This is a genomic window from Streptomyces sp. NPDC028928, assembly GCF_055564915.1.
Map to the genome: position 1 here is coordinate 302,250 of NZ_JBVHVI010000013.1, position 25,342 is coordinate 327,591.

The 25,342-nt window shown below is 70.5% G+C and carries 22 protein-coding genes and 1 pseudogene; 11 read left to right on the forward strand and 12 right to left on the reverse strand.

Annotation, left to right across the window (positions count from 1 at the left end; translation table 11 throughout):
• Positions 1-25: 25 nt before the first annotated feature.
• The 3 genes from ACZ4U1_RS30085 to ACZ4U1_RS30095 are packed head-to-tail and all read left to right on the forward strand — an operon-like array spanning position 26 to position 3,521.
• The gene (locus ACZ4U1_RS30085; protein ID WP_467907297.1) at positions 26-1,342 is read left to right on the forward strand and encodes a pectate lyase family protein; all 1,317 of its coding nucleotides are present in this window, start codon (positions 26-28) and stop codon (positions 1,340-1,342) included.
• Between the two features lie 50 nt (positions 1,343-1,392).
• On the forward strand, positions 1,393-2,493 hold the full coding sequence (locus ACZ4U1_RS30090; RefSeq protein WP_467907298.1) for a pectinesterase family protein: 1,101 nt from the start codon (positions 1,393-1,395) through the stop codon (positions 2,491-2,493).
• A complete protein-coding gene (locus ACZ4U1_RS30095) occupies positions 2,493-3,521 on the forward strand; it encodes a pectinesterase family protein (RefSeq protein WP_467907299.1) in 1,029 nt (342 codons plus the stop codon). Before ACZ4U1_RS30090 ends, ACZ4U1_RS30095 begins: the two co-directional genes overlap by 1 nt.
• 354 nt (positions 3,522-3,875) lie before the next feature.
• Here the strand turns inward: ACZ4U1_RS30095 and ACZ4U1_RS30100 are convergent, their stop codons facing one another.
• From ACZ4U1_RS30100 to ACZ4U1_RS30115, 4 genes are all read right to left on the reverse strand, one after another.
• On the reverse strand, positions 3,876-4,118 hold the full coding sequence (locus ACZ4U1_RS30100; protein ID WP_467907300.1) for a hypothetical protein: 243 nt from the start codon (positions 4,116-4,118) through the stop codon (positions 3,876-3,878).
• A gap of 387 nt (positions 4,119-4,505) precedes the next feature.
• Entirely contained in the window at positions 4,506-4,940 is a 435-nt protein-coding gene (locus tag ACZ4U1_RS30105; RefSeq protein WP_467907301.1) for a hypothetical protein, read from the reverse strand.
• Between the two features lie 53 nt (positions 4,941-4,993).
• Entirely contained in the window at positions 4,994-9,262 is a 4,269-nt protein-coding gene (locus ACZ4U1_RS30110) for a DUF6531 domain-containing protein (protein WP_467907302.1), read from the reverse strand.
• Positions 9,263-9,290: 28 nt separating this feature from the next.
• Complete coding sequence (locus tag ACZ4U1_RS30115; protein ID WP_467907303.1) at positions 9,291-9,656, reverse strand: hypothetical protein; 366 nt, start codon at positions 9,654-9,656, stop codon at positions 9,291-9,293.
• A 212-nt stretch (positions 9,657-9,868) separates the two neighbouring features.
• Here ACZ4U1_RS30115 and ACZ4U1_RS30120 point away from each other — a divergent pair, with 212 nt between their 5' ends.
• Positions 9,869-10,666 (forward strand): HAD family acid phosphatase, encoded by a 798-nt coding sequence (locus tag ACZ4U1_RS30120; protein WP_467907304.1) that lies wholly within the window; start codon positions 9,869-9,871, stop codon positions 10,664-10,666.
• A 9-nt stretch (positions 10,667-10,675) separates the two neighbouring features.
• Here the strand turns inward: ACZ4U1_RS30120 and ACZ4U1_RS30125 are convergent.
• Positions 10,676-11,710 (reverse strand): annotated as a pseudogene (locus ACZ4U1_RS30125) (glycoside hydrolase family 43 protein); the annotation flags it as partial.
• A 200-nt stretch (positions 11,711-11,910) separates the two neighbouring features.
• On the opposite strand from ACZ4U1_RS30125, the gene ACZ4U1_RS30130 reads away from it, so the two are divergent.
• Complete coding sequence (locus ACZ4U1_RS30130) at positions 11,911-13,065, forward strand: right-handed parallel beta-helix repeat-containing protein (protein ID WP_467907305.1); 1,155 nt, start codon at positions 11,911-11,913, stop codon at positions 13,063-13,065.
• Between the two features lie 68 nt (positions 13,066-13,133).
• On the opposite strand, the gene ACZ4U1_RS30135 is transcribed toward ACZ4U1_RS30130, so the two are convergent.
• Together ACZ4U1_RS30135 and ACZ4U1_RS30140 are read right to left on the reverse strand one after the other, a co-directional pair.
• Positions 13,134-13,994 carry a hypothetical protein gene (locus ACZ4U1_RS30135; protein WP_467907306.1) on the reverse strand — a complete coding sequence of 287 codons (861 nt, stop codon included), beginning with the start codon at positions 13,992-13,994 and terminating at the stop codon, positions 13,134-13,136.
• Positions 13,991-14,560 (reverse strand): SigE family RNA polymerase sigma factor, encoded by a 570-nt coding sequence (locus ACZ4U1_RS30140; RefSeq protein ID WP_467907307.1) that lies wholly within the window; start codon positions 14,558-14,560, stop codon positions 13,991-13,993. The genes ACZ4U1_RS30135 and ACZ4U1_RS30140 overlap by 4 nt, the downstream gene beginning before the upstream one ends.
• A gap of 246 nt (positions 14,561-14,806) precedes the next feature.
• On the opposite strand from ACZ4U1_RS30140, the gene ACZ4U1_RS30145 reads away from it, so the two are divergent.
• A complete protein-coding gene (locus ACZ4U1_RS30145) occupies positions 14,807-16,204 on the forward strand; it encodes an NCS2 family permease (RefSeq protein ID WP_467907308.1) in 1,398 nt (465 codons plus the stop codon).
• A gap of 9 nt (positions 16,205-16,213) precedes the next feature.
• On the opposite strand, the gene ACZ4U1_RS30150 is transcribed toward ACZ4U1_RS30145, so the two are convergent.
• The 3 genes from ACZ4U1_RS30150 to ACZ4U1_RS30160 are packed head-to-tail and all read right to left on the reverse strand — an operon-like array spanning position 16,214 to position 19,022.
• Complete coding sequence (locus tag ACZ4U1_RS30150) at positions 16,214-17,668, reverse strand: peptidoglycan D,D-transpeptidase FtsI family protein (RefSeq protein ID WP_467907309.1); 1,455 nt, start codon at positions 17,666-17,668, stop codon at positions 16,214-16,216.
• Positions 17,669-17,722: 54 nt separating this feature from the next.
• A complete protein-coding gene (locus ACZ4U1_RS30155) occupies positions 17,723-18,223 on the reverse strand; it encodes a GNAT family N-acetyltransferase (RefSeq protein ID WP_467907310.1) in 501 nt (166 codons plus the stop codon).
• Positions 18,224-18,248: 25 nt separating this feature from the next.
• Positions 18,249-19,022 (reverse strand): IclR family transcriptional regulator, encoded by a 774-nt coding sequence (locus ACZ4U1_RS30160; protein ID WP_059248622.1) that lies wholly within the window; start codon positions 19,020-19,022, stop codon positions 18,249-18,251.
• Positions 19,023-19,175: 153 nt separating this feature from the next.
• On the opposite strand from ACZ4U1_RS30160, the gene ACZ4U1_RS30165 reads away from it, so the two are divergent.
• The 5 genes from ACZ4U1_RS30165 to ACZ4U1_RS30185 all read left to right on the forward strand — a co-directional run bounded on the left by ACZ4U1_RS30165 (position 19,176) and on the right by ACZ4U1_RS30185 (position 24,048).
• Positions 19,176-20,705, forward strand: a complete 1,530-nt coding sequence (locus ACZ4U1_RS30165) for an aldehyde dehydrogenase (NADP(+)) (protein WP_467907311.1) — start codon at positions 19,176-19,178, stop codon at positions 20,703-20,705.
• A 4-nt stretch (positions 20,706-20,709) separates the two neighbouring features.
• Complete coding sequence (locus ACZ4U1_RS30170; protein WP_467907312.1) at positions 20,710-21,315, forward strand: DUF1349 domain-containing protein; 606 nt, start codon at positions 20,710-20,712, stop codon at positions 21,313-21,315.
• A gap of 266 nt (positions 21,316-21,581) precedes the next feature.
• Positions 21,582-22,088 (forward strand): GNAT family N-acetyltransferase, encoded by a 507-nt coding sequence (locus ACZ4U1_RS30175; RefSeq protein WP_467907313.1) that lies wholly within the window; start codon positions 21,582-21,584, stop codon positions 22,086-22,088.
• Positions 22,089-22,163: 75 nt separating this feature from the next.
• Entirely contained in the window at positions 22,164-22,889 is a 726-nt protein-coding gene (locus ACZ4U1_RS30180) for a DsbA family oxidoreductase (RefSeq protein WP_467907314.1), read from the forward strand.
• Positions 22,890-22,986: 97 nt separating this feature from the next.
• Entirely contained in the window at positions 22,987-24,048 is a 1,062-nt protein-coding gene (locus ACZ4U1_RS30185) for an aminotransferase class V-fold PLP-dependent enzyme (protein WP_467907315.1), read from the forward strand.
• A 66-nt stretch (positions 24,049-24,114) separates the two neighbouring features.
• Here ACZ4U1_RS30185 and thpD read toward each other — a convergent pair whose 3' ends face one another.
• Positions 24,115-25,008: an ectoine hydroxylase gene (gene thpD, locus ACZ4U1_RS30190; protein WP_467907316.1), complete on the reverse strand. Its 894-nt coding sequence runs from the start codon at positions 25,006-25,008 to the stop codon at positions 24,115-24,117.
• 5 nt (positions 25,009-25,013) lie between these two features.
• On the reverse strand, positions 25,014-25,342 hold a 329-nt coding region (locus ACZ4U1_RS30195), incomplete at its 5' end, for an ectoine synthase (protein WP_467907317.1).

Consider the following 25,342-nt stretch of genomic DNA (forward strand, 5'->3'; position numbering starts at 1 on the left):
CTTCGTCATCGAGGAGAGCCGCACAGTGCGTACACAGAGATGTCATGGACGTGTCATAGCTGCCCTGGTGGGCGGCACGGCCCTCGCCCTCGCCGTCACCGGCACCGCGTCCGCGCAGCCGGCCCACCGCGCCGGCCTCGAGCGGCAGGTGCTGCCCGCCAACGACGGCTGGGCGGCGTACGGCACCGGGACCACCGGCGGGGCCGCCGCCGACTCCGCGCACGTGTACACCGTCACCACCTGGGAGCAGTTCAAGGCGGCCCTGGCGGACGGCGGCAGCGCGCCGAAGATCGTCCGGGTGAAGGGCATGATCGACGCCGACGGGCCGAGCTGCGCTGCCTTCGCCGCGCCCGGGTACGACTTCGACGCCTATCTGAAGACCTACGACCCGGCGGTGTGGGGCCGTACCAAGAACCTCGACGCCGAGCCCGACGACAGCCCCGAGGGCCTGCGCCGCGCCTCCGCCGCGAACCAGGACGCCTTCGTCAAGGCCACCGTCCCGGCCGACACGACCATCGTCGGCGTCGGCCGGAACGCCGGCTTCAAGGGTGCCAGCCTGCATATCAAGGGCGTCGACAACGTCATCGTCCGCAACCTGACCTTCGAGAGCCCCCTCGACTGCTTCCCGCAGTGGGACCCGACCGACACCGCCGACGGCAACTGGAACTCCGAGTACGACAGCGCCGTCGTCCACGGGTCGACCCATGTGTGGATGGATCACAACACCTTCACCGACGGCGACCACCCGGACAGCACCCTGCCCTCGTACTACGGCCGGATCTACCAGCAGCACGACGGCGAGCTGGACATCGTCAAGGGCGCCGACCACGTCACCGCCTCCTGGAACGTCTTCGAGGACCACGACAAGACGATCCTCATCGGCAACAGCGACAGCGCGTCCACGGCCGCCGTCGACCGCGGGCACCTGAAGGTCACCTTCCACCACAACCTGTTCCGGAACCTGGTCGAGCGCGCCCCGCGGGTCCGCTTCGGGCAGGTGGACTCGTACAACAACCACTTCGTCGCCGGCGACGGCTACTCCTACAGCTACGGCATCGGCATGGAGTCCCAGCTGGTCGCCGAGCACAACGCGTTCACCCTGCCGGCGGGCGTGAAGGCCGGTTCGGTCCTGAAGAAGTGGAAGGAGGCGCCGGTCACCGCCGGCGACAACCACGTCAACGGCGAGCCGACCGACCTCATCGCCGTCCACAACACGCAAGTGCCCGGCGAGATCCTCCGGTCCGGGGCCGGCTGGACACCGGTCCTGCGCACCAGGGTGGACCGGCCGCAGGCCGTCCCCGGCATCGTCGACCACCGCGCGGGCGCCGGCCACCTGCGCTGACCCGAGGGGGCCGGGCCGCCGGCCCCCTCTTCACCTGAAGGAGTACAGCCGTGCCCCTCTCCAGACGGGGTCTGCTCACCGCGAGCACCGCGGCCACCGCCGCGCTCGCCCTGACGTCCGCCCCCGCACACGCCCTCGCGCGCCCGTTCGGCCGCTACGGCTCCCCGGCCCGCCGCCTCACCCCCGGCACCCTCTACGTCGACCCGCACGGCCGGGGCGACTTCACCACCGTCCAGGCCGCGGTGACCGCCGCCACCGGCAGCGGCCGGACCCTCGTGATCGCCCCCGGCCGCTACCGGGAGACGGTCGCCGTCGACGCCGGCCGTACGGAGATGACCTGGATCGGCGCCTCCGAGAACCCCCGGGACGCCGTCATCGTCTACGACAACGCGGCCGGCACCCCCAAGCCCGGCGGCGGCACCCACGGCACCAGCGGCTCGGCGACCACCACCGTCCAGGCCGACGGGTTCACCGCCCGCTGGATCACCTTCGCCAACGACTGGCTGCGCGCCGGCCACCCGGAGACCAGCGGCACCCAGGCCGTCGCCCTCAAGGTGCAGGGCGACCGCAGCGCCTTCCTGCACTGCCGCTTCCTCGGCCACCAGGACACCCTGTACGCCGACTCGACGGCCCTCGGTGTCCTCGCCCGCCAGTACTACGCCCACTGCTACGCCGAGGGAGACGTCGACTTCGTCTTCGGCCGGGCGACCGCGGTCTACGAGCACTGCCACTTCCGCACCCTGAACCGGACGGACCTGGCCGCGCCACCCTACGGCTTCGTCTTCGCGCCCTCCACGGCCGTCGCCAACCCGCGCGGCTACCTCGTCACCCACAGCCGCGTCACCAGCGAGGCCCCGGACGCCTGCTACAAGCTGGCCCGCCCCTGGGTGCCCAGCTCCGACCCCACCGCCCGCCCGATGCTCACCGTCCGCGACACCCGGCTCGGCCCCGGCATCGACGCGGTCGCCCCCTACACCAACATGTCGGCGGCCCACCCCTGGCAGAACCAGCGCTTCGCCGAGTACCGCAACACCGGCCCCGGCGCGGTCGTCACCGTCCCGGGGAACCGGCCCCAGCTGACCGACGAACAGGCCGCGTCGGCGACCAGGACGGCCTGGCTCGGGGACTGGACGCCGTGGGAGGAGTGCTGATGCTCCGCAGACGCACCCTCCTCGGGGGACTCGTCGGCGGCGCGTCGGCGCTCGGCACGCCCCACGCCTTCGCCCGTGACCACCGCCGGGTCCTCCACATCCGCCCCGGCGACTTGGTGCAGGCCGCCGTGGACGCCGTCACCGGCCCCGGCTGGACGCTCCTGCTGCACCCGGGGACGTACCGCGAGGTCGTGCACGTCCCCGCCGAGGCGGCCGGCCTGACCCTGCGCGGGGCCACCGGCGACCCCCGTGACGTGGTCATCGTGTACGACAACGCCAACGGCACGCGGAAACCGGACGGCTCGGGCACGTACGGCACCGCCGGCTCGGCCACCTTCAGCTCGGCGGCCCCCGGACTGACCCTCCTCGACCTGACCCTCGCCAACGACTGGCTGCGCGCCGACCACCCCGGCATCACCGGCACCCAGGCCGTCGCCGCCTACCTCACCGGCGACCGCACCCGCGCCCGGAACGTCCGGTTCCTCGCCCACCAGGACACCCTGTTCACGGACACGAGCGCACTGGAGTCCTTCGACCGGCAGTACTTCCACCACTGCCACATCGAGGGAGACGTCGACTTCGTCTTCGGCCGGGCGACGGCGGTGTTCGACCACTGCCGCTTCCACACCCTTCCGAGAGACGTGGACTTCACTCCCCAGGGCATGGTGTTCGCGCCCTCCACCGCCCGGGCCAACCCGCACGGCATCCTCGCCGTCCGCTGCCGCTTCACCTCCGGCGCGGAGGACGGGGCGTACAAGCTGGCCCGGCCGTGGGTGCCGTCGTACGAGACCACCGCCTGGCCCGCCCTGGTCGTCCGGGACAGCGTGATCGGCCCCGGCATCGACGCGGTGGCCCCCTACACCAACATGCGGGACGCCTACCCCTGGCAGTCCATGCGCTTTTGGGAGTACCGCAACACCGGCCCGGGCGCCGTGATCACCGACCCCGCAGGCCGCCCCCAGCTCACCCCGGCCGAGGCCGCGCTGCACACCCCGGCGGCGTACCTGGGCGACTGGAACCCTCGCTGACCCTTTGACGGCGTTGGCCAGTGCGGTGGAGTTGCCGACGACCACCGTGGCCTCGTGCGCAGAGACGCCACGGTACTGAGCTGTCAGTTCATCGTCGCTCCGATGGAGATGAAGGGCGGGGTGGCGATGCCGGAGAACAGTCCTCCCGCCTTCTCATGCGCCCGGTCGGCTCGATCTCCTCGCGGCGGAACGTGTACAACTCTTCCTCTCCGTCGAGCAGCACGGCGTAGGCCAGGGACGTCGTCTGGTCGGGCGGCTCGGCGACACCGAGAACACCCCCGAGCTCGCCCGCCAGCCGGGGCGTGCCAGGGGCGCGGAGCACACGCACTTCCGAGTGGAAAGGCGGTTTCTCCATCAGCACCTGTCGCTCCATACGGCTTCCAGATCCCGGCAGCGGACCGTGATGCGCGCGTCGGTCAGTGCGATCTCGTGCACGCAGCCGCCGTCCTCATCCGGAAGGATCTCATCGAGGAGCACCGTGTCGACCGCCATCCAGTCGATGGAGTGCTCGTAGTCGATGGAGAAGTGCCGCACACCCGTGTAGCTGATACGCAGCCCCGATTCGTGCTTGAACCGGTTCGGCGCGAACTCCAGCACCAGCCGACCGCTCTTGTCGGTCGCCGGCCGGATCCCGGCCAGCTCCAGGTCCTTGACGCATCGGTCGGCGCGAGGGATGTCGTAGTGCCCCGGCTCGGAGACGAAGGCCCAGGCACCCGGCGGGAGTACGCCGCGCAGACGAGGCAGCTCGGCCAGGTAGGCGGACGGGTCGAGGAAGAAGCCGGAGCCGTCCCAGTAGGTGTCGACAAATCTTATGGCCGCGATCCTCCCCGCCTCACCGGACCGTCACCGAACGACGTGTCGGCACTGGTGAAGCCGAGCACACGAGCGCCGCTCCGAAGAAAGTCACCCATGCTGTCCAGCAACTGGACGACCGAAAGGTGGATCACAGTGATCACGGCCGCCTTCCTTGGGCCGTCCGACTGTTCACCATTGTGCAAAGGGTTCCCGTGCGGCGATGTCCGGGCAGGCACGGTCGAGTGCGCGACGGAAATCGTGGGCCAGTGCCGCCAGCATGTCCTCGACATCCGGAAGAGAGGCTGTCTCGGTCGCCGGGTCGGGGATCCAGTCGGTCCGCGTCGTGCAGGTCATGGTGACCTGTTCGCCGACCGGGTCGAAGCTGATGACACGTTCGACCCCCTGACCGTAGAAGTCGATCTGTGCTCGGTCCTTCCGGCGGAGGGCCGCCCGTGCGTGCGGGAGTTGCTCGATGACCGAGGAGAGGTCGTAGGAGATGTCCACGGGCCATGCGTCCTGGCCGAATCCCGACACGTGGAAGCGGCAGTCCGTCTCGGCCAGAAGCTCACAGGCATCCATGACCAGCGATTCATAGTCCTCGGCAAGAACGAGGTCGTGTGTCACCGGACTCTTGGAAGTGGGGGGAGACACGGTCATGCGGAATGGCACGGGGCTGCTCACTTCTTCAGGATCGGAAAAGCCGTTTTGTAGGAACCATCGGGTTTGGGGACCAGCCTGGCGTAGTTGGCCTCGACTATGGTGCCGTCTGGCATGATGACCTGCCCCATCCCCGGCGGAAGTTCCACCTCGCGTACCCCGCCGTTGGGGTCATGATGTGTCTTCAGGAATTCCAGGGCCTTGTCGTTGTCCAGCCATTGTCCCTGCTGATTGCCCGTGCTGCGTGCACGGTCGGTCAGGCTTTTCGTGTTCTTCGCACCGGCTCCGTGCTCGCTAAAGGTGTGGCCGAAAGTCGGCCGACTGCGCGTGTTCCAGTTGAGTTCGTCGGTGGGGATCTTCTTGCACGCCAGCCCCAGGGGATCGAGCCACGTGAACGGGTTCGGGCCGTATGCGTACGGGTTCGGGTACGGATCGAGACCGAGTGGGTCGGCTGAGACGAAGCCTCCGGTCTCCGGGTCGAAATACCGGAAGACGTTGTAGTGGAGGCCGGTTTCGGGGTCCGCGTACTGGCCGGGAAAACGCAGCGGACAATCCACGGACGCCTCGTCGTCCGGCGGTGCGGGGAACGGCGTACCCCACACCGCGGTCCGGCGCTGCCATGCCAGGCGACCGTCCGGTGTGACCAGTTCGGTGGGCGTCCCCACGACGTCGGTCACGACTGTGTGGAACCGAGTCCGCTGTCCGGCCGTGGTCTCCTCGGCCAGCCGGGCGAGGAACGAACTGTCCGCCTCGCGCACTGTCGGTTCGTGGTCGGTCTGAGCCACAGGGCGGTCGGTGTCCGGAGCGAACTCCCAGGTGGTCACCGTGCCGCTGGGAGCGGTCTGCTCCGCCAGCCGGGTGTCGTCCCAGGAGAAGTCGGTCCGGTCCCGCGCGGACCCGTCCTCGGCCACACGATGCTTGGAGACTCGGCGTCCGAACGGGTCATAGACGTAGCACCATCGGTCGCCCTCGGGGCTGACCGCCTCGGTCAGTCGGTCCTCCGCGTTCCATGTGTAGGACCAGACGCGCTGCTGACCGTTGAGCAGGTTTCGCTTCTTGCGGACAAGGCGGCCCTGGGCGTCGTGCTCGTAGACGGTGTGGCCGGCTCGGCGGATCAGGGTGCCGTCGAACTCACGTTCACCGCGGACACCGAGTCCGGGTGAGTCTGCCCGGACCGGATTGCCCGCCGCGTCGTACGCGTAGGTTTCCGCCCAACCATGGGCACGCACACCCGTGACCCGGCCCACGGCGTCGAGATCGAAGCGGCGGGTGCCCGACGTCAACTCGCGGATCTCAGTGATGTGGCCGTCGGCCCGGTAGGCATAACCACGGTGCTGGAGCAGACGATTCGCTCCCACGGTGCCGGCGAGCACGGTCAGCGACTGCTCGGTCAGCCGGCCGGCCGCACTCCACCGCTGGAGAAGGGCGACATCGTCCCCGAGCCGTCGCTCGGTCTCGCGGCCCGCCGTGTCGTACGAGAAGGTGAGGGTGTGGTCCGCCGTGCGGAGCGCGGTGGCGTGTCCCGCGGCGTCGTACGACCACTCAGAGACCAGCCCGGACGGGGTCGTACGCCGGATACGACGTCCGAGGGCGTCGTATCCGTAGCTGATCCTGCGGCCGTTGACGGTCTCCGCCACGACCCGGCCCAGCGGGTCCCGTTCCAACGACACCTCGGTGCCGGCGTTGGCAGCGTGCGCCAGCCTGCGATCGGGCCCATAGCTGTAGGTGGTAATGCCACCGCCGGCCTCGTCGTGCTGTTCCACCACGCGGCCCGCTGCGTCTCGCGTGAAACGAAGGCTCTCCCCGGCCCCGTTCGTACGGGAGGCGAGCCGGCCAGCCGCGTCGTGGGTGTACGTGAGCGTGCGGCCGTTGAAGTCCGACTCGGCCGTCAGACGGCCCGCCTCGTCGTAGGTGTAGGTCCATGTACGGCCCTGCGGGTTGGTAACTCCTGTCAGACGCAGTTCCGTGTCGTAGGTGAACGCGTAGTGTGCGCCGTCCGGATCCGTTCGTGTGGCGGGTACGTCGAAGTGCGTCACCGTGTGGTGGGTGGTGTTCCCGGCGGGGTCCGTGTGGGCGAGCAGATTGCCCTCGGCGTCCCAGGTCCAGGACTCGCGTGTGCCGTCGGCCGATTCGCGCCAGGCGGGTCTGCCGTCCGTCGTCCAGCCCAGGCGGGTGGTGTGACCGAGAGGATCGGTCACCTCGGTCACGCGGCCGAAGGCGTCCCGGCGGATCGTCGTCGTGTGGCCCAGTTCGTTCGTGAGAGCGAGGGGCAGTCCTGCGTCGTTGTAGACGACCGTGCGGGTGTGGCCGAGGGCGTCGGTGATCGTGGTCGGCCGGCCCGCCTCGTCCTGTGTGTACCGGGTCTCGGCCCCCGTGGGATCGACGGTCGTGAGGAGGTTGCCCCGCTCGTCATAGGTGTGCCGCCAGAGTGCGCCGCCCGGCTCGACCACCTCGGTCGGCAGGCCAAGCGCGTTGTACGCGGCCCGGGCCTCGGAGCCGTCCGGCAGGGTGAGGCCGACCAGGTTGCCGGCGTCGTCGTAAGCGCATCGGGTGGTGTGCCCCAGCGGATCGGTCACCGCGACCGGGTGGGTGCCGTACTCGTCCCACTCCGTGCGGGTGACGTGCCCGAGCGGGTCCGTCTCCTCCACCACCAGGCCCTCGGTGTTGTACCGGTGGACCGAGGTGTGGCCCTGGGAGTCGGTGTACGTCGTCGTGCGGGTGTCGTCGTCGTAGGTGAGGGTGCCGGAGAGGATGCCGTCGACGCCCTCGGTACGGGTCACCCGGCCCCGCTCGTCGTAGACGTAACCGAACCAGGTGCCGTTGCGGTCGGTCCAGCGGGTGACGCGGCCCTCGGTGTCGTAGGTGAAGCGCAGGGGCTCGCCGCTGGAGTTGATGACCTCGGTGAGGTTGCCGGCGGTGTCGTAGGCGTAACGCATGACGACCGTACCCTCGTCGGGCGCGGCGGACGGGCGGTAGCGGGAGGGCGGCTCGTCCAGCAGGCGCAGGGCCGTGATGCGCGGGCCCTCGGTGTCGACGGCGACGTAGTAGCCGCCGGAGTGGCGGATGGCGAAGGGGATGCCCTCGTCGTCGCGTTCGACGTCGATGCGGTTGCCGTTGCGGTCGGACCAGGAGTCCAGCGCCAGGTGGAAGACGCCGAAGGAGGGGGAGGGGACGGGGGCGGCGAAGGTCCGGGTCACACCGGTCGCCGGGTCGGTGACCGTCATCGCGCCGTCCGGCTTGCCGTCCCACTCCAGGGGCCAGCGCGGGCCCTTGACCGGCATCGTGGACACGCCCGGCTCCGGTACCGGGTAGACCAGGCGCATGCCGTCGGCCGTGGCGAGGACGACGCCCTCGCCGTCGATCTGGAGGCACTCGTCCAGGGTGGAGATCCAGGTGGGGCCGAAGCAGACGCCACCCCGGTAGGAGGAGAGGTGGGTGCGCGTGAACTCCAGGGGGAGGCTGCCCGGCAGGGTCAGGTCCGTCTGGGTCATCAGCATGGCGCCGGTCGCCACGTCGATCGGCTCGCCGACACAGGGGGTGCGTTCGGCGTTGCGGGCGGCCGGGCCCAGCTCCACCAGGTCGGGGCGGAGGGACGGCGGACGCAGCAGCAGCGGGGTGGTGCTGCTGAACCCGCCCTCCATGCCCGCCTTGAGTACGCCGCCGCCCGCGCCGAGGGCGCCGCCGAAGATCATGCCGTCCTTGGCGGCCTGGTTGATCTCGTCCAGGCTGAAGCCCTGCTGGAGACCGGTGGCGATCTTCAGCGGCTGGGCCACCGCGAGGTCGACCGTGACGGACTCGACACCGCCGAACGCGGCGGCGACCAGCGTGCCCGCGGCGATCTCGGCGACGGTCGTGGTCACCGCGACGCCCATCGTGGCGCCGAACTCGATGATCGCCTCGGCCGCCACCGCGGCGGCACCGGAGGCCAGGCCCGCGGTGAAGAAGGCCAGCGCCACCCCGCCCGCGATCACGGCCGCGTCGATGCCGATCTGCGTCCAGAGCTTGTTGATCGCGTCGTCGATGGCGTCGGCGAACTTCTCCAGCGCCTTGGCCATCTCCCGCGAGGACTTGGCCAGGTCGCTCAGCCAGCCGCCGTCCTGGTCCTTGGCGTAACGGTCCCAGAACTTCTCGAACGCCTCGATCGATTCACCGGTGTTGTTGTGGATGATCGAGGACGCGCTGCGGTGCACGGGGGCGCGGACGTCGTCCACCGAGTCGGCGAAGGCACGCCAGGCCTTCGCCGCGTCCCGCAGCTTGTCGGAGTCGGCCTCGGGCCACCACAGACCCATCTTGAGAAGGATGTGGCGGGCTGTGTCCTCAACGCTCACCGGCACCGTCGCTCTGCTGGGGGGTCTTCACTTCCGTGAACATGCCGGCGATGAGCTTGTCGTTGTCCACGTGCCCGTCCGAGAGGTCCACCATGGCCTCGTGAATGCTCGTCAGACCGAGCACCAGCACACCCGCCGCGCTCTCGATCTTCTTCTGCTGCGGCTTGTAGGCGTTGCCGAACTTGTCACCCTGTTCGTCGTGGCCCCAGGGTTCGCCGAGGCCGTCGAGGGTCTTGATGAGCGTGGTCAGCGCCTTGCTCAGATCGATGGCCCCCTGGTGGAAGGCCGGTGCCGCCGCCTTGATGTCGGCGGTCTTGATGTCCAGGACCTTGCCGGGCACCTTGCCGTCGCCCACCGATGAACCCCCGTTCGCAGTCGCGGTAACCGACCATAGGGCCATCGGGTCAAGGGAAGCCCAGATCAAGGCAATCGGAAGGTAATGCTCCAGGTGGGAGCGCGACAAGGAGTGCGTATCGATCGGATAACGGGCCTCGCCCTGCCTGCGTGATGCGCGTAGACAGTCTCTGACCTGGTACATCACTCTCATCCACCAGATCCGGAGAATCCATGCGGAAGTCCCTCAAGGCGGTCGCGGCCGGTGCCGCCTGCCTCGTCGCCGGTGCGGCGCTGTACGGCGCGGGCGCGGCCACCGCCGGTCAGTCGACGGCGAACTCCACCCACGAGCCGTACAACATAGGCGTCCTGGTGAAGGACATCGACACCTACTACGGCACCACCGCCGACAGCAGCGGTGTCTACCAGGCGTCGCCGGACAGCCCGTACGCCGAGGACCTGGCGCGCATCGACGCCGACGCCAAGCGCTACATCGACAAGGCTGCCCGCAAGGCGCACCGGCACGGCGAGAAGCCGGCCGTCGTCTTCGACATCGACGACACGCTGCTGCTCAGCCTCGACTACGAGAAGCGCACCAACTACACGTACAACTCCACCACGTGGAACGACTACGTGAACAAGGCGGACCGCCCGGCCGTCTTCGGCAGCCCGGAGCTGGTCCGGTACGCCGAGTCCAAGGGCGTCGAGGTCTTCTACAACTCCGGTCTGAGCGAGGCCCAGCGTGCCGCCGCCGTGGAGAACCTGAAGAAGGTCGGCGCCGATGTGAACCTCGACGCCGACCACATGTTCCTCAAGGACAAGGCCAACCCGCCGGCCTACCTGAAGGAGTGCGCCACCGCGGGCGCCTGGAACTGCACGACGGTGCAGTACAAATCCGGGACGCGCAAGCACATCGAGGACGACCTGGGCTACGAGATCATCGCCAACTTCGGCGACCAGTACTCGGACCTGGAGGGCGGTCACGCGGACCGCACGTACAAGCTGCCGAACCCGACGTACTTCGTCAGCTGAGTCCTATCCGTACGTCCTGAGCAGCCGCTCGTACTCGGCCCCCGTCACCGGCAGCACCGTGCCGTGGCGGGGGCTCGCCGGCAGCGCGTGGTCCGAGGACGGCGTCCATGTGCCGGAGGCGAGGTCCGTGGTCTCGAACGGCACGTACCCGCGCAGGCCGTACTCGTCGATGAACAGGTACCACTTCTTCTCGGTGTTGGACTTGAAGACCGTCGGGCCCTCGCCCCGCGCGAGGGCGTTGCCGCCGACGCAGTCGGCGACGAAGTCGTACGACGTGTCGGTCAGGTTCCGCGACTTCTCCGCGGTGATGAACTTCGAGCACGGCGAGCTGGAGGACGGATCCCGCTCGTCCTTGGTGAAGCGGTAGTACGTCCCCTTGTCCTTGATGACCGTCGAGTCGATGACCGAGTAGCCGGGGTCGTCCCACACCTCGGGCGCGCTGAAGGTGCGGAAGTCCTTGGTCGTCGCGTAGAGCATGCGGTTGTACGTGGAGCCGGTGTGCTCCGGGTCGTCGTCGGCGTACAGCTTCGACGCCCAGAAGACCACGTACGCGTGCAGCCGGCTGTCCCAGTAGGCCTCCGGCGCCCAGGTGTTGCCCGCGTTGTCGGGCGCCACCCGCACCAGCCGCTGGTCGGTCCAGTGGACCAGGTCGGTGGACTCCCACACCATGACGGACTTGCTGCCGTGCCGCTGGACGTGGTCCCAGCTTCCGCTGCTGTTCCGGTACATCCGCAGGTCGGTGGCGATGAGGTAGAACCTGTCGCCCTTCGGGGAGCGGATCACGAACGGGTCGCGCAGGCCCTTCTCCCCGATGGTGGAGGTCAGCACCGGCTGTCCGCCGTTCAACTCCCGCCAGTGCAGCGGGTCGTTGCCCTGGCTGAGCGCGTAGCGGATCTGTTCGCCGTCGGCCGTGCCCTCGCCGGTGAAGTAGGCGAACAGATAGCCCGCGTACTTCGACCGCGCGGTGTCCGCGGAGCCGGGCGGGGCGGCCGCCAGGGTGAGGAGCAGGGCGAGGAGCGGGACCAGCAGTGTTCTGAGACGCATGACCGTCCTGTGTGAGCGTGAGGGTTTCTGTTGGGTGGTGTGCGTTCTCGCGAGTGTCACCAGCGGGGCGCAGCGCGTCAATCGGTGTGCGCCGGAGCGGGCCGGCCGAAAGTTTCGGTTGTTCTCGCGCGGACGCGGCAACCCGTTCCGGCCACGGCGGCGACCGGGACGCGTCACACCCGCTACGGAAGGAACCCCCAGTGCGGCAGAGCACCGGACGCCACCGCAGGACACGCACCCTCTCGATCGCCGCCGCGGTGGCCGTAGCCGCGGGGGCCGGCGGCGTCCACCTCGGCCTGTCCGACGGCGGCGCCCAGGCCGCCACGGCCACGGTCACCGTGTCCACCACCGCCCAGCTGGAGTCCGCGGTCAGGAACGCCGCCGCCGGCACCGTGATCCAGGTGCGGGGCGGCACCTACTACCCGACCTTCACCCTCAAGTCCACGGCGAGCGGCACCCGTTCGAACCGGATCACGCTGAAGGCCCACGGCAGCGAGAAGGTGAGGATCGACGGCTCCAAGCTGCCCGCCGGCTCCTGGCTCGCCGGCATCTACGGCAGCTACTGGACCGTGCAGAACCTCACCTTCCAGAAGTCCCCGGCCCAGGGCCTCGTCGTCACCTCCTCCACCGGCGGCATCTTCAAGAACCTCGTCACCGCGGACAACGGCGACTCCGGCTTCACCCTGCGCGGCGACGGCACGGTCGGCAACCTCGTGCAGAACCTGGACAGTCACGGCAACTACGACGCCTCGGGCCACGGCCAGAACGCCGACGGCATCGCCATCAAGTTCGGCTCCGGCACCGGCAACAAGGTCACCGGCGCCCGCCTCTTCGACAACTCGGACGACGGTCTCGACCTCTGGCAGTTCTCCTCACCCGTCACCATCGAGCACTCCTGGGCCTTCGGCAACGGCAGGAACCGCTGGAACGACTCCGCCTTCGAGGGCAACGGCAACGGCTTCAAGCTGGGCGGCGGCGGGGCCTCGGCCGCCCACGCCGTCAACGGCAACGCCGCCTGGGGCAACACCCTGAACGGGTTCACCGAGAACTCCAACACCGGCGCGATCGTGCTCAACCGCAACACCGCCTACGCCAACGCCGAGTCCGGCTTCTTCTTCGGGACGGGCAAGGCCCGCCTGGCCCGGAACCTGGCCGTGGGCAACAAGGGCGGCCCGGCGAAACTGGGTTCCCGCACCGTCTCCGCCGCCGACAACTGGGACAGCGGGGTGAGCACGCCCGCTTTCAGGTCGACGGACGCGACGGGTGCGTACGGGGCGCGGGGCGCCGACGGGGCGTTGCCGGCCACCTCGTTCCTGACCACGGGGTCGGGCGCCATCGGGGCGACCATGAAGTGAGGCTGCGGGTTCGTCGTGGCCGAGCGCCGGTTCCCCGCGCCCCTTCGGGGCGCGGGACACCCGCGGAACTACGAGTCACCACCCGAGCTGTCCCGCGCATGCGCGGCGAAGTCCCCGGTCACCGCATACGTACGCCCCCCGGCCACACCGGTCATGACATAGCGGTCGCGCCCCGCGTCCCGCCCCCCACGCTCATGGTCGTACTGCCCCGCGAAGACCCACTGGCCCGCCGGCACCGTACGCCCCTGTTTCAGCGTCCACGTGTAGACGACGAACCCGTCCTCCTCCGTGACGCTCTGGCTGAAGTCCCCCTCCGGCAGCGAACGCCAGGCACCCGTCGACGTGACCCCGCCGGTCTGGGCGATCCTCAACTCGACGGTGAGAGACGTCAGTTCCCCGGAGGTCTTCAGGGTCAGATTGCTCTGCGCCCAGAACTCGTTGCTGTGCGGGTCCACCGAGCCGTCCGACCACAGGGGACCGTCCTGTTCGGCGCGCGCCACCGGCGGCTCGGCCGTGGCGGTGGCCTGCGGGGTGCGGGACGGGGAGGAGCCGGGCGTGCGGGACGGCCGGCCGGCACCCCCCTTGCCGGGCGCCGGGTCCGCCGGGGGAAGGGGGGTACGGGTCGTCGGCGCGGGGGACTCGGAGGGCGTCGGCGACACCGCCACCGTCTGCCGGGCCGGCGGGTCGTCCTTCACCGCGGACGCCACCGCGTAGCCCCCGACCGCGAGCACACCGGCCACCGCGGCCGTCGCGGTGACCACCCTGATCCAGCCGGACACCGGTGGCCGCCCGGCCCGGTGGTCGGTGCGGGACCGCGCGGCCATGCCGCGCTCCACCCGGGCCAGGATGCGTGCGCGGTCGGGTTCGTGGGCCTCGGCCGCCTCGTGCAGCCGGGCGCGCAGCTCGTCGTGCACGTCCTGCTGCCTCATCGGTTCCTTCCTCCGCTCTCGCCGGCCCCGGCCGCCATCGCCGCGTGCACCCGCCGCGGGTCGCCCTGCGGGCCGAGCAGCCGCTGCAGTTCGGCCATGCCCTTGGACGTCTGGCTCTTTACCGTACCCACCGAGACTCCGAGCGCGAGCGCGGTGTCCTTCTCCGACAGGTCGAACGCGTGCCGGAGCACCACACACGCCCGTTTGCGGAAGGGCAGTCTGCGCAGCGCCTCCTGGACGTCCACCACACCGGCGACGTCCGGGTTCTCGGTCCGCTCCTCGCCCCGCGGCCAGAACAGCGCGATCCGCCGCCGCTCGCGCACCGCGCTGCGGATCCGGGTGCGGGCCAGGTTGGCGACCACGCCCCGCGCGTACGCCACCGGGTGGTCGGCCGCGCGCACCCGGTCCCAGCGGTGCCACAGCGCCAGCAGGGCGTCCGCCGCGAGGTCGTCGGCGGCGTCCGCCTCCCCGGTCAACAGGTGGGCGAGACGGGCGAGTTCGGCGTAGTGCCGCTCGAAGAAGGCATGGAACTCCACGGAGGCTGCGTCGTCGACGACTGTGCCCACGGGTGACCTCTTCTCGATACGCGCTCTGTGAGTGTCATGTGAATGACATGCGAGGGTCCGGGGAGGGCCCGGACGGAGATCCGGAAGCGTAACAGTGATCGTTTCGTGTCCTCGTACGGGGGGTCGGACATCGTATGGCCGACCGAACTCGCATACGTAACACGGAGAAAACCTGAAACGGGTTCGACGCGGGAACAATCCAGCCAGCATCCGCACACTGATCATCAGGTGACGAGGAGTGGGACCATGTCCGTGGACCGGTACTTCAGGATCTCCGAGCGGGGATCCACGCTCGGGCGCGAGATACGCGGCGGCTTCGCCACGTTCTTCACGATGGCCTACATCCTTGTCCTGAATCCGATCATCCTGGGCAGCGCGAAGGACAAGTACGGCCACGCGCTGGACACCGGCCAGCTCGTCACCGCCACCGCGCTGGTGGCCTGTGTGATGACGGTCGTCATGGGTGTCGGCGGGAACCTGCCGCTCGCCGTCGCCGCCGGCCTCGGCCTCAACGCCGTCGTCGCCTTCCAGCTCGCCCCGCTGATGAGCTGGGCGGACGCGATGGGCCTGGTCGTCCTCGAAGGCCTCGTCATCTGCCTGCTGGTCCTCACCGGACTCCGCAGGGCCATCATGAACGCGATCCCGCAGCAGCTGAAGCAGGCCATCGGCGTCGGCATCGGCCTGTTCATCGCCTTCATCGGCTTCGTGGACGCCGGGTTCGTCAGCCGCATCCCGGATGCCGCCCACACCACCGTGCCGGTCCAGCTCGGCGCCGTCGGCCGGCTCACCGGCTGGCCGGTGCTGGTCTTCTGCCTGGGTGTGCTGCTCACCATCGCGCTGCTCGCCCGCAAGGTGAAGGGCGCGATCCTCATCAGCATCGTGACGATGACCGTCGTCGCGATCGTCATCGACGCCGTCGCCGACATCAAGAGCTGGGGCCTGACCACACCCGAGGTCCCCGACAAGGTGGTCGCCGCCCCGGACTTCGGGCTGGTCGGTCACTTCAGCCTGTTCGGCGGCTTCGCCGAGGCCGGTGTCCTCACCGCCGTCCTGCTGGTCTTCACCCTCATCCTGTCGGACTTCTTCGACGCCATGGGCACGATCGTCGGCATCACCGCGGAGGCCGGCCTGCTGGACGAGCAGGGGCAGGTGCCCGGCATCGGCCGCGTGCTGTTCATCGACGGTGCCGCGGCCGTCGCCGGCGGGGTCGGCTCGGCCTCCTCCAACACCGCCTACATCGAGTCCGCGGCCGGCGTCGGCGAGGGCGCCCGCACCGGCTTCGCCAACCTGGTCACCGGCGGCCTCTTCGGACTCGCCCTCTTCCTCACCCCGCTGCTCACCATCGTCCCGCTCCAGGCGGCGGCGCCCGCGCTGATCGCCGTCGGCTTCCTGATGATGACCCACGTCAAGCACATCGACTGGGACCGCTACGAGATCGCCATCCCGGCGTTCCTGACCATCGCCGCGATGCCGTTCACGTACTCCATCACCGACGGCATCGGGGCGGGGTTCCTGTCCTACGTCGTCATCCAGACGGTGCTGGGGAAGGCCCGGGAGGTCAACTGGCTGCTGTGGGGCGTCTCGGCGCTGTTCCTGGTGTACTTCGCGATCGACCCGGTGGAGCAGGTGCTGGGCGTGAAGTGAGGCGGGACCTCACCTGAGCGCCGCCTGCATCATGGCCTTGGCCACCGGCGCCGCCAGGCCGTTGCCGCTCACCTCCGAGCGGGCCGCGTCGGACTGCTCCACCATCACGGCGACAGCCACCTCCTTGCCGTTGCTGTCGGACTTGGCGTAGGAGGTGAACCAGGCGTACGGCGTCTTGCTGTTCTTCTCGCCGTGCTGGGCGGTACCGGTCTTGCCGCCGACGGTCGCCCCGTCGATCAGCGCGTTCGTACCGGTGCCGTCCTTCACCACCGTCTCCATCGCCGACCGGAGCTGCTCGGCGGTGGTGGAGCTGATGATCTCCTCGGTGTCCGCGCTGTCGTCGTAGTCCTTCAGCACATCACCGCCGCTGTCGGTGATCTGCGAGACCATGTGCGGCGATGCCTGCTTGCCGCCGTTGGCGATGGTCGCGGACACCATGGCCATCTGGAGCGGCGTGGCCGTGACGTCGAACTGGCCGATGCCGCTCAGGGCGGTCTGCGCCTTGTCCATGCCGGACGGGTACACGCTGGGATAGGCCCGCACCGGCACGTCCTGCGCCTGGTTGTTGAAGCCGAACTTCTCGGCCATCGCCTTCACCTTGTCCTGGCCGAGGTCGACGGCCATCTTGCCGAAGACGTTGTTGCAGGAGTACTGCAGGGCCACGCGGATGGAGGCGTTCTTGCAGGGCGCGGACTTGTTCTCGTTGGACAGGGGGCGCACCGTGCCCGGCAGGGTGTAGGGGTCGGGGCTGACGGTGCGTTCGTCGACGTTGTCGTACAGCCCGTCCTCCAGCGCGGCGGCCGCGACGACCAGTTTGAACGTCGAGCCCGGCGGCAGCGGCTGGCGCAGCGCACGGTTGGTGAGCGGCTTGTCCTTGTCCGCGTTGAGCGACTTCCAGGCCTTGCCTGCCGTGCCCGCGTCGGTGAGCGAGGACGGGTCGTACGACGGCGTCGACACGGCCGCGAGGATCCTGCCCGTCCTGGGGTCGATCGCGACGGCGCCGCCCTTCTTGTCGCCCAGCGCGCGGTAGGCCGCCTTCTGCACGGCCGGGTCGATCGTGGTGAGCACGTCGCCCGGTTCGGCGCGCTCCCCGGTGACGGTGTCCATCACGGTCTTCAGCCGGTTGTCCGTGCCGTTCAGCAGGTCCTTGTAGATACCCTCCAGCTGGGTGGGGGCGTAGGCCTGCGAGGCGTAGCCCGTCACCGCGGCGTACAGCTCGCCGTCGGTGTACGTCCGCTTGTACGCGAGGTCGCTTCCCTTCGTCCGGGCGGAGCCGGTGATGGCGTCTCCGGCCACGATGATGTTCCCGAGGGGCCGCGAGTAGGTCGCGATCGCGTTCCGCCGGTTGTCGTTGTCGTCCGCGAGGGCCTTGCCGTCGTAGAACTGCAGCCACGTCGCCCTGACCAGCAGGGAGAGCACCAGCAGCAGCGCGAAGACGGACGCCCGCCTGATCGTCTTGTTCATCCCGCTGGGAAGACGAGCGGGACCGGGGCAATCGTTCCCGTACGACCGTTTTTCTCATCCGGGGTTCATCTCGTCCGGCGTTCCCGAAGCGTCCAGGATCAGCACGACCTCCTCGATCTCCCGGCCCCGCGCACCGGCGTACCCCCGCGCCCGGGCCGTCTCGCGGAAGCCGCACTTCTCCAGCACGCGCAGCGAGCTGGCGTTGTCGGCCGCCGCCCTCGCGTACAGCGGCCGTTCGGGGACCTCGGTGAGCAGGGCGCGCAGCGCGGCCGTCGCCACGCCACGGCCCCAGTACGCGCGGTCGATCCAGTACGTCACCTCGCGCTCGCCGGCCACGCCGTAGACGGCCGCGTTGCCGACCACCTCTCCGTCGGCCAGCACCGTGCGCAGCACCTTGGAGCAGTTCCGCAGGCGCCGCCAGTGGATCGCGAAGGCCTCCGCGTCGTACGGGTCCTCGGGGCCGAACGCGGCCATCCGCGCGGCCTCCGGGTCGGTCATCAGCCGGTGGAACACCGGCAGGTCACTGTCCCGCACGGCCCGCAGCGCGATCTCCATGGGGCCGAGCCTACGGCCCCGGGGCTCAGAGCCTGCGGGTCGCGAGCGTCAGCCGGTCCCGCGCGTCGAACAGCGCGTCCTTGATCATCTGCTCGTGGGCGGGGGTCAGCCGGGCCACCGGCACCGAGCAGCTGATGGCGTCGCGCGCGGGCGTGCGGTACGGGATCGCCACGCCGAAGCAGCGCAGGCCCAGGGTGTTCTCCTCACGGTCGACCGCGAAGCCCTGCTCCCGGATCTGGTGCAGCTCCTCGATGAGCCGCTCCCGGTCGGTGAGGGTGTTCTCGGTGAGCGCGGGCAGGGTCTCCGGCAGGAGTTTGCGGACCTGCTCGTCGGTGTAGGTGGCGAGGATCGCCTTGCCGAGGGAGGTGGAGTGGGCCGGGAGCCGGCGGCCGACGCGGGTGAAGGGGCGCAGGTAGTGCTGGGACTGGCGGGTGGCCAGGTAGACCACGTTGGTGCCGTCGAGCCGGGCCAGGTGGATGGTCTCCGTGGTGTCGTCGGAGAGCCGGTCCAGGGTCGGGCGGGCGGCGGCCACCACCTCGTCGCCGTCGATGTAGGAGGTGCCGACCAGCAGCGCCCGCACCCCGATGCCGTACCGCGTGCCCGTCGCGTCCGTCTCCACCCAGCCCAGCTCCACGAGCGTGCGCAGCAACATGTACAGGCTGGACTTGGGATATCCCACGGCCTCCTGGACGGCCGCGAGGGAGTGCATACCGGGCCGGCCGGCGAAGTATTCCAGCAGCTCAACGGTCCGTACCGCGGACTTGACCTGCGCCCCGCCCCCTGTGTCGCCTGCCGTCATCGCCCTTGACCCCTTCGTTCGACGAGGACCTGAGTTATATAGTCTCCGAACAGCGAATTCATCATCAGAGACAGTGTTCAGTATATCGAACGCGGCTGATGGGTGAGCCTGGATCGTCGTAGTTGATGCGGCCTTTACTGGGAGGGACCCGCGGTGGCAGCAGCACCAGTCTGGAGTGTCGACCCGCGCACCGGGAAGCAGCGTGAACAGGTTGCGGTGGAGGCCACAGCCCAGGAGGTGGACGCGGCCGTCCGGGCGGCCCACGCCGCGCGCGGCGCCCTCGCCGACCGCACGGTCCGCGCGGCCTTCCTGCGCTCCGCCGCCGCGGGCCTGGACGCGGCCAAGGACGGCCTGGTCGAGACCGCCGACGCGGAGACCGCGCTCGGCCCGGCCCGGCTGACCGGCGAACTCGCCCGCACCTGCTACCAGTTGCGGGCCTTCGCCGACATCGTCGACGAGGGCGCCTTCCTCGACGTCATCATCAACCACCCCGACGACACCGCCACCCCGCCCATCCCGGACCTGCGCCGCTACAAGGTGCCGCTCGGTGTCGTCGCCGTCTACTCCGCCTCCAACTTCCCCTTCGCCTTCTCCGTCGCCGGCGGCGACACCGCGAGCGCGCTGGCCGCGGGCTGCCCGGTCGTCGTCAAGTCCCACCCCGACCACCCGGCCCTGTCCGAACTGGTCGCCAAGGTGCTGCGCCGGGCCGCCGCCGAACACGGCATCCCCGAGGGCGTGGTAGGCCTCGTGCACGGCTTCGAGGCGGGCGTCGAGCTGATCAAGCACCCGCTGGTCACCGCGGCCGGCTTCACCGGCTCGGTACGGGGCGGACGGGCGCTCTTCGACGCCGCCGCCGCGCGTCCGGTGCCCATCCCGTTCCACGGCGAGCTGGGTTCGCTCAACCCGGTCCTGGTCACCGAGGCCGCCGCGGCCGAGCGCGCCGAGGAGATCGGCGGCGGGCTCGCCGGGTCGATGACCCTCGGCGTGGGCCAGTTCTGCGTCAAGCCCGGACTGGTTCTGGTGCCCTCCGGCGCGGCCGGCGACCGGCTGGTGAAGTCCCTGACCGACGCCGTCAGCGACACCGACGCCGGAGTGCTGCTCGACCACCGCATGCGGGACAACTTCATCGCCGGAGTGGCCGAGCGCGCCCAGCTCCCGGACGTGGACTCGCCGGTCACCCCCGGCGCGGGCGGCGAACACTCGGTCAGCGCCGGGTTCCTCACCGTGCCGGCGGAGAAGCTGGCCGAGGAGGGGGCGTACGACCTGCTGTTGGAGGAGTGCTTCGGACCGGTCACCGTGGTGGCCCGCTATGCCTCCGAGGCCGAGGCCACGGCCGTGCTGTCGCGGCTGCCGGGCAACCTCACGGCGACCGTTCAGGTGTCCTCCGAGGAGGCCGCGGGGCAGGGGCGGGGGCCGGAGCTGCTCGCCGAGCTGACGCCGCTGGCCGGGCGGGTGCTGGTCAACGGCTGGCCGACGGGGGTCGCGGTGGCGCCCGCGCAGCATCACGGGGGGCCTTACCCCGCGACCACCTCCACCTCCACTTCGGTGGGCGGTACGGCGATCGAGCGGTGGCTGCGGCCGGTCGTCTACCAGAACGCGCCCGAGGCGCTGCTGCCGGACGAGCTGAAGGACGACAACCCGCTCGGTCTTCCCCGGCGGTTCAACGGGGTTCTGGAGCGGTAGCGCGTTGGAACTTCCCGGATTTCCCTTTCGGCTGAAGGCTCTCGGGCCGGACGGCAGCTGGTCGTACGAGGACGGTGTGCTCACCGGGCGGGCCGGGCCCCGGCAGGACCGGTTCGTGCCGCCCACCGGGGAAGCGCTGGAGCCGGCCTCCGACGCTCCCCGGCTGCTCGGCGCGCCGCCCGAAGGGGACTTCCAGCTGACCGCGCGGGTCGGCGTGGGCTTCCGTGACGCCTTCGACGCCGGGGTGCTGTACGTCCACGTGGGCGAGCGGGCCTGGGCCAAGCTCTGTCTGGAGTACTCCCCGGACGTGCCCACCGTCTGCACGGTGGTCACCCGGGGCCACTCCGACGACGCCAACTCCTTCACGGTGGACGGGGAGTCGGTGTGGCTGCGGGTCAGCCGGACCGGGCGGGCCTTCGCCTTCCACGCCTCCCTGGACGGTGAGCGGTGGACCTTCGTGCGGTTCTTCACCCTGGGCGGGGAGCAGGAGACCGGGGCCGCGCTGGTCGGGTTCATGGTCCAGTCGCCGGTGGGGGAGGGGTGCGCGGTGACGTACGACCACATCGGGTTCCGGGCCGGTGCGCCGAGCGACCTGCGAGACGGCAGCTGAGGGCGAGGGCCGGCCCGAACAGGGCGGCGCCGAGCGGCGGACCGGGCCCGCAGGCCGGTGGTGAAGCCGCCGGCCACCGGCGCGCCGCACACCGCGGTGCCGAGTCCGCCCGACACCGGCCGGGCCGCGTCGGGCACACCGGCGGCCGGCCGCCGGCATCAGGGCGCTCAGCGGGGCCGGACGAGCCGCACGCCCCGGCTCCGGTCCCCAAGGAGCTGCCGGAGGGCGCCCGGAACCGCTCCGCGGACGGCCGCGTCCTCCGGTGCATGATCAGTGACCGCGTGAACGGCGCCCTCGTGATCCGGACCGCCCTGCCCTCCGAGGCCCAGACCATCGCCGACCTGCACTTCCGGGCCCGGTCCACGTACTACCCGGACGGGGTCCCCCAGACCGGCGTCGACTGGACCGAGGCCTGGCGCGGCTCCATCGAGCGCCCGGACGGCCAGGTGCTGTGCGCCGTGGCGCAGGGCCGGATCGTCGGCATCGCCTCCTTCCGCACCCCGGACGGCGCCCCCACGGGAACGGTCAAGCTCTTCCAGTTCCACGTCGACCCCGACCGCTGGCGCTCCGGCATCGGTACGGCCCTGCACGCCGCGTGCGTGGAGCAGTGGCGCGCCGACGGCGGGCACTCCGCCGTCCTGGACGTCCACGTGGACAACCGGCGCGCCCAGGCCTTCTACGCCCGCCGGGGCTGGGTGCCGGACCCCGGGAACCCGCCCGCGGAGGGCGACCACCACCTCTTCCTGCGCTTCTCCGTGCCGGCCGGGGAATGAACCCGGCTGTTTGAATGTTCACGTACCGGGCGGGGAGAGTCCCCGTGCCCGTACGACCCGGAGAGAGCCGAAGACATGCGCGTCGAGATCTGGAGCGACATCGCCTGCCCCTGGTGCTATGTGGGCAAGGCCCGCTTCGAGAAGGCGCTGGCTGCCTTCCCGCACCGCGACCAGGTCGAGGTGGTGCACCGCTCCTTCGAGCTGGACCCGGGCCGCGCCAAGGGCGATGTGCAGCCGGTCATCACCATGCTGACCAGGAAGTACGGCATGAGCGAGGCGCAGGCCCAGGCCGGCGAGGACAACCTGGGCGCCCAGGCCGCCGCCGAGGGCCTGGACTACCGCACCCGGGACCGCGACCACGGCAACACCTTCGACATGCACCGCCTGCTGCACTTCGCCAAGGAGCACGGCAGGCAGGACCAGCTGATCCAGATCCTGTACCGGGCGAACTTCGCCGAGGAGCGGTCCGTCTTCACCGAGGGCGACGAGCGGCTGGTGGAGCTGGCCGCCGAGGCCGGACTGGACGCCGAGGCCGCCCGCACGGTGCTCTCCGACCCGTCCGCCTACGCCGACGAGGTCCGCGCCGACGAGCGCGAGGCCGCCCAGCTCGGCGCCACCGGTGTGCCGTTCTTCGTCCTCGACCGCACGTACGGCGTCTCCGGCGCCCAGCCCGCCGAGGTCTTCACCCAGGCGCTGACCCAGGCCTGGGGCGAGCGCTCCCCGCTCAAGCTCGTCGACCAGGGCGGCCAAGGGGACGCGGCGGCCTGTGGTCCGGACGGGTGCGCGGTCCCTCAGCACTGAGAAACCGCAGGTGGGCGCCGTCGTATAAGCGCCGCTAAGAGGATCCGCGCAAAAGTTGGCAATGGACGGGTAGTTCCCGGGGACGCAGAGTGGATCCATGGAGACCACGGAGACGTTCGACCGCCTCGTCCGCGCCGAGTTCCGCCCGAAGAACAGCTACCTCAACACCGCGAGCAGCGGCCTGCTGCCCGCGCGCGCCGTCACCGCCCTGCAGGAGGCGGCCCTGCTGCGGGCGGAGGGCCGGCCGCTGCTGCCGCTGTACGAGGAGGTGGAGGTGTGCCGGGCCGCGTTCGCCCGGCTCGCCGGTGTCCCGGCCGACCGGGTCGCCGCGGGCGCCTCGGTCGCCGCGCACACCGGTGTGATCGCCGCCTCGCTCCCGGCGGGCGCCGAGGTCCTCACCGCCGAGGACGACTTCACCTCCGTCCTCACCCCGTTCCACGTCCGCGGCGACCTCAAGGTCCGCGCGGTCCCGCTGGAGCGGATCGCCGAGTCCGTCCGGCCGGGCACCGCGCTCGTCGCGGTCAGCGCCGCCCAGTCCGCCGACGGGCGGGTCGCCGACCTGCCCGCCCTGCGCGAGGCCGCCCGCGCCCACGGCGCCCGTACCTACGTCGACTTCTCCCAGGCCGCCGGCTGGCTGCCGCTGGAGGCGGACGCCTACGACTTCACGGCCAGTGTCTCCTTCAAGTGGCTGATGGGCCCGCACGGCGCGGCCTTCCTCACCGTCCCCGAGGACCTCGGCGGACTGACCCCGGTGCTCGCGGGCTGGGTCGCGGCCGAACACCCGTGGGACAGCTGCTACGGCCCGGTGGCCGAACTCGCCCACTCCGCGCGGCGGTTCGACCTCACCCACGCCCTGTTCACCTTCGCGGGCCTGCGCCGCTCCCTCGAACTGATCGAGGAACTCGGCGTGGCGGCGATCCATGCCCATGACCTCGCCCTCGCCGACCGGTTCCGCGCCGGTCTCGCCCGCCTCGGCCACGAGCCCTTGCCCGCCCCCGGCTCGGCGATCGTCTCGGTGCCCGGACTCGGCTCCCGGCAGCCCGCGCTGAGCGAGGCCGGCGTCGAGGTCTCCGACCGCGCGGGCAACCTGCGCGCGGCCTTCCACCTCTACAACACGGCCGCGGACGTCGACCGGCTGCTGGACGTGCTGTCCGGCTGACATGACCGGGCCGGGCCTCCCGTCCCACACGAGGAGGCCCGGCCCGGTGGTCCCGCGACGGGCGTGCTACTTCACCGGGGTGAAGTCGCGCGCGCCGATGAACTCGGGTCGTCGCACGGGTGCCGCGAACGGCTCGACCGCGGCGTTCTCCACGCTGTTGAACACGATGAACACGTTGCTGCGCGGGAACGGCGTGATGTTGTCGCCGGAGCCGTGCATGCAGTTGCAGTCGAACCAGGTCGCCGAGCCGGCCCGGCCGGTGAACAGCCGGATGCCGTACTCGCTCGCCAGCGAGGTCAGCGCCTCGTCCGACGGCGTGCCCGCGTCCTGCATCTGCAGGGACTTCTTGTAGTTGTCCTTCGGCGTGGCGCCGGCACAGCCCAGGAAGGTCTTGTGCGAGCCGGGCATGATCATGAGCCCGCCGTTGGTGTCGTAGTTCTCGGTCAGCGCGATCGAGACGGACACCGTCCGCATGTTCGGCAGACCGTCCTCGGCGTGCCAGGTCTCGAAGTCGGAGTGCCAGTAGAAGCCGCTCGCGCCGAAGCCGGGCTTGACGTTGATGCGGGACTGGTGGACGTACACGTCCGAGCCGAGGATCTGCCGGGCCCGGCCGACGACCCGCTCGTCGCGCACCAGGTTCGCGAACACCTCGCTGATCCGGTGCACCTCGAAGACCGAACGGATCTCCTTCGACTTCGGCTCCACGATCGACCGCTCGTCGGCGCGGATCGCCGGGTCGGTCACCAGCCGGTCCAGCTCACGCTTGTAGACCGCGACCTCGTCCGGGGTGATGAGCTGGTCGACGGCGAGGAAGCCGTCCCGCTCGTAACGCTGGAGGTCGGCCGCCGCGATCGGGCCCGGGGTGTCCGGGGCGCCCCAGACGACGGGGTCCTGGCGGGGGACGGTCACCTCGGTGGTGCCGCGGGTGGGGTAGAGGTCCTTCACGGTGGCAGTGGTCATGGCTCTCACACCTCCTCGGGCTCGGTGAGCAGCGGGTAGACGCCGTTCTCGTCGTGGTCCTCCCGTCCGGTGACCGGCGGGTTGAACACGCAGATGCAGTGGAAGTCCTCCTTGACGCGCAGCGTGTGCCGCTCGTGCCCGTCGAGGAGGTACATGGTGCCGGGGGTGATGGTGTACGTCTTCCCGGCCTCGTGGTCGGTCAGTTCGGCCTCGCCCCGGGTGCAGACGACGGCCTCGACGTGGTTGGCGTACCACATCGACGTCTCCGTCCCGGCGTACAGAATCGTCTCGTGCAGGGAGAAGCCGACCCGCTCCCTGGCGAGGACGATCCGCT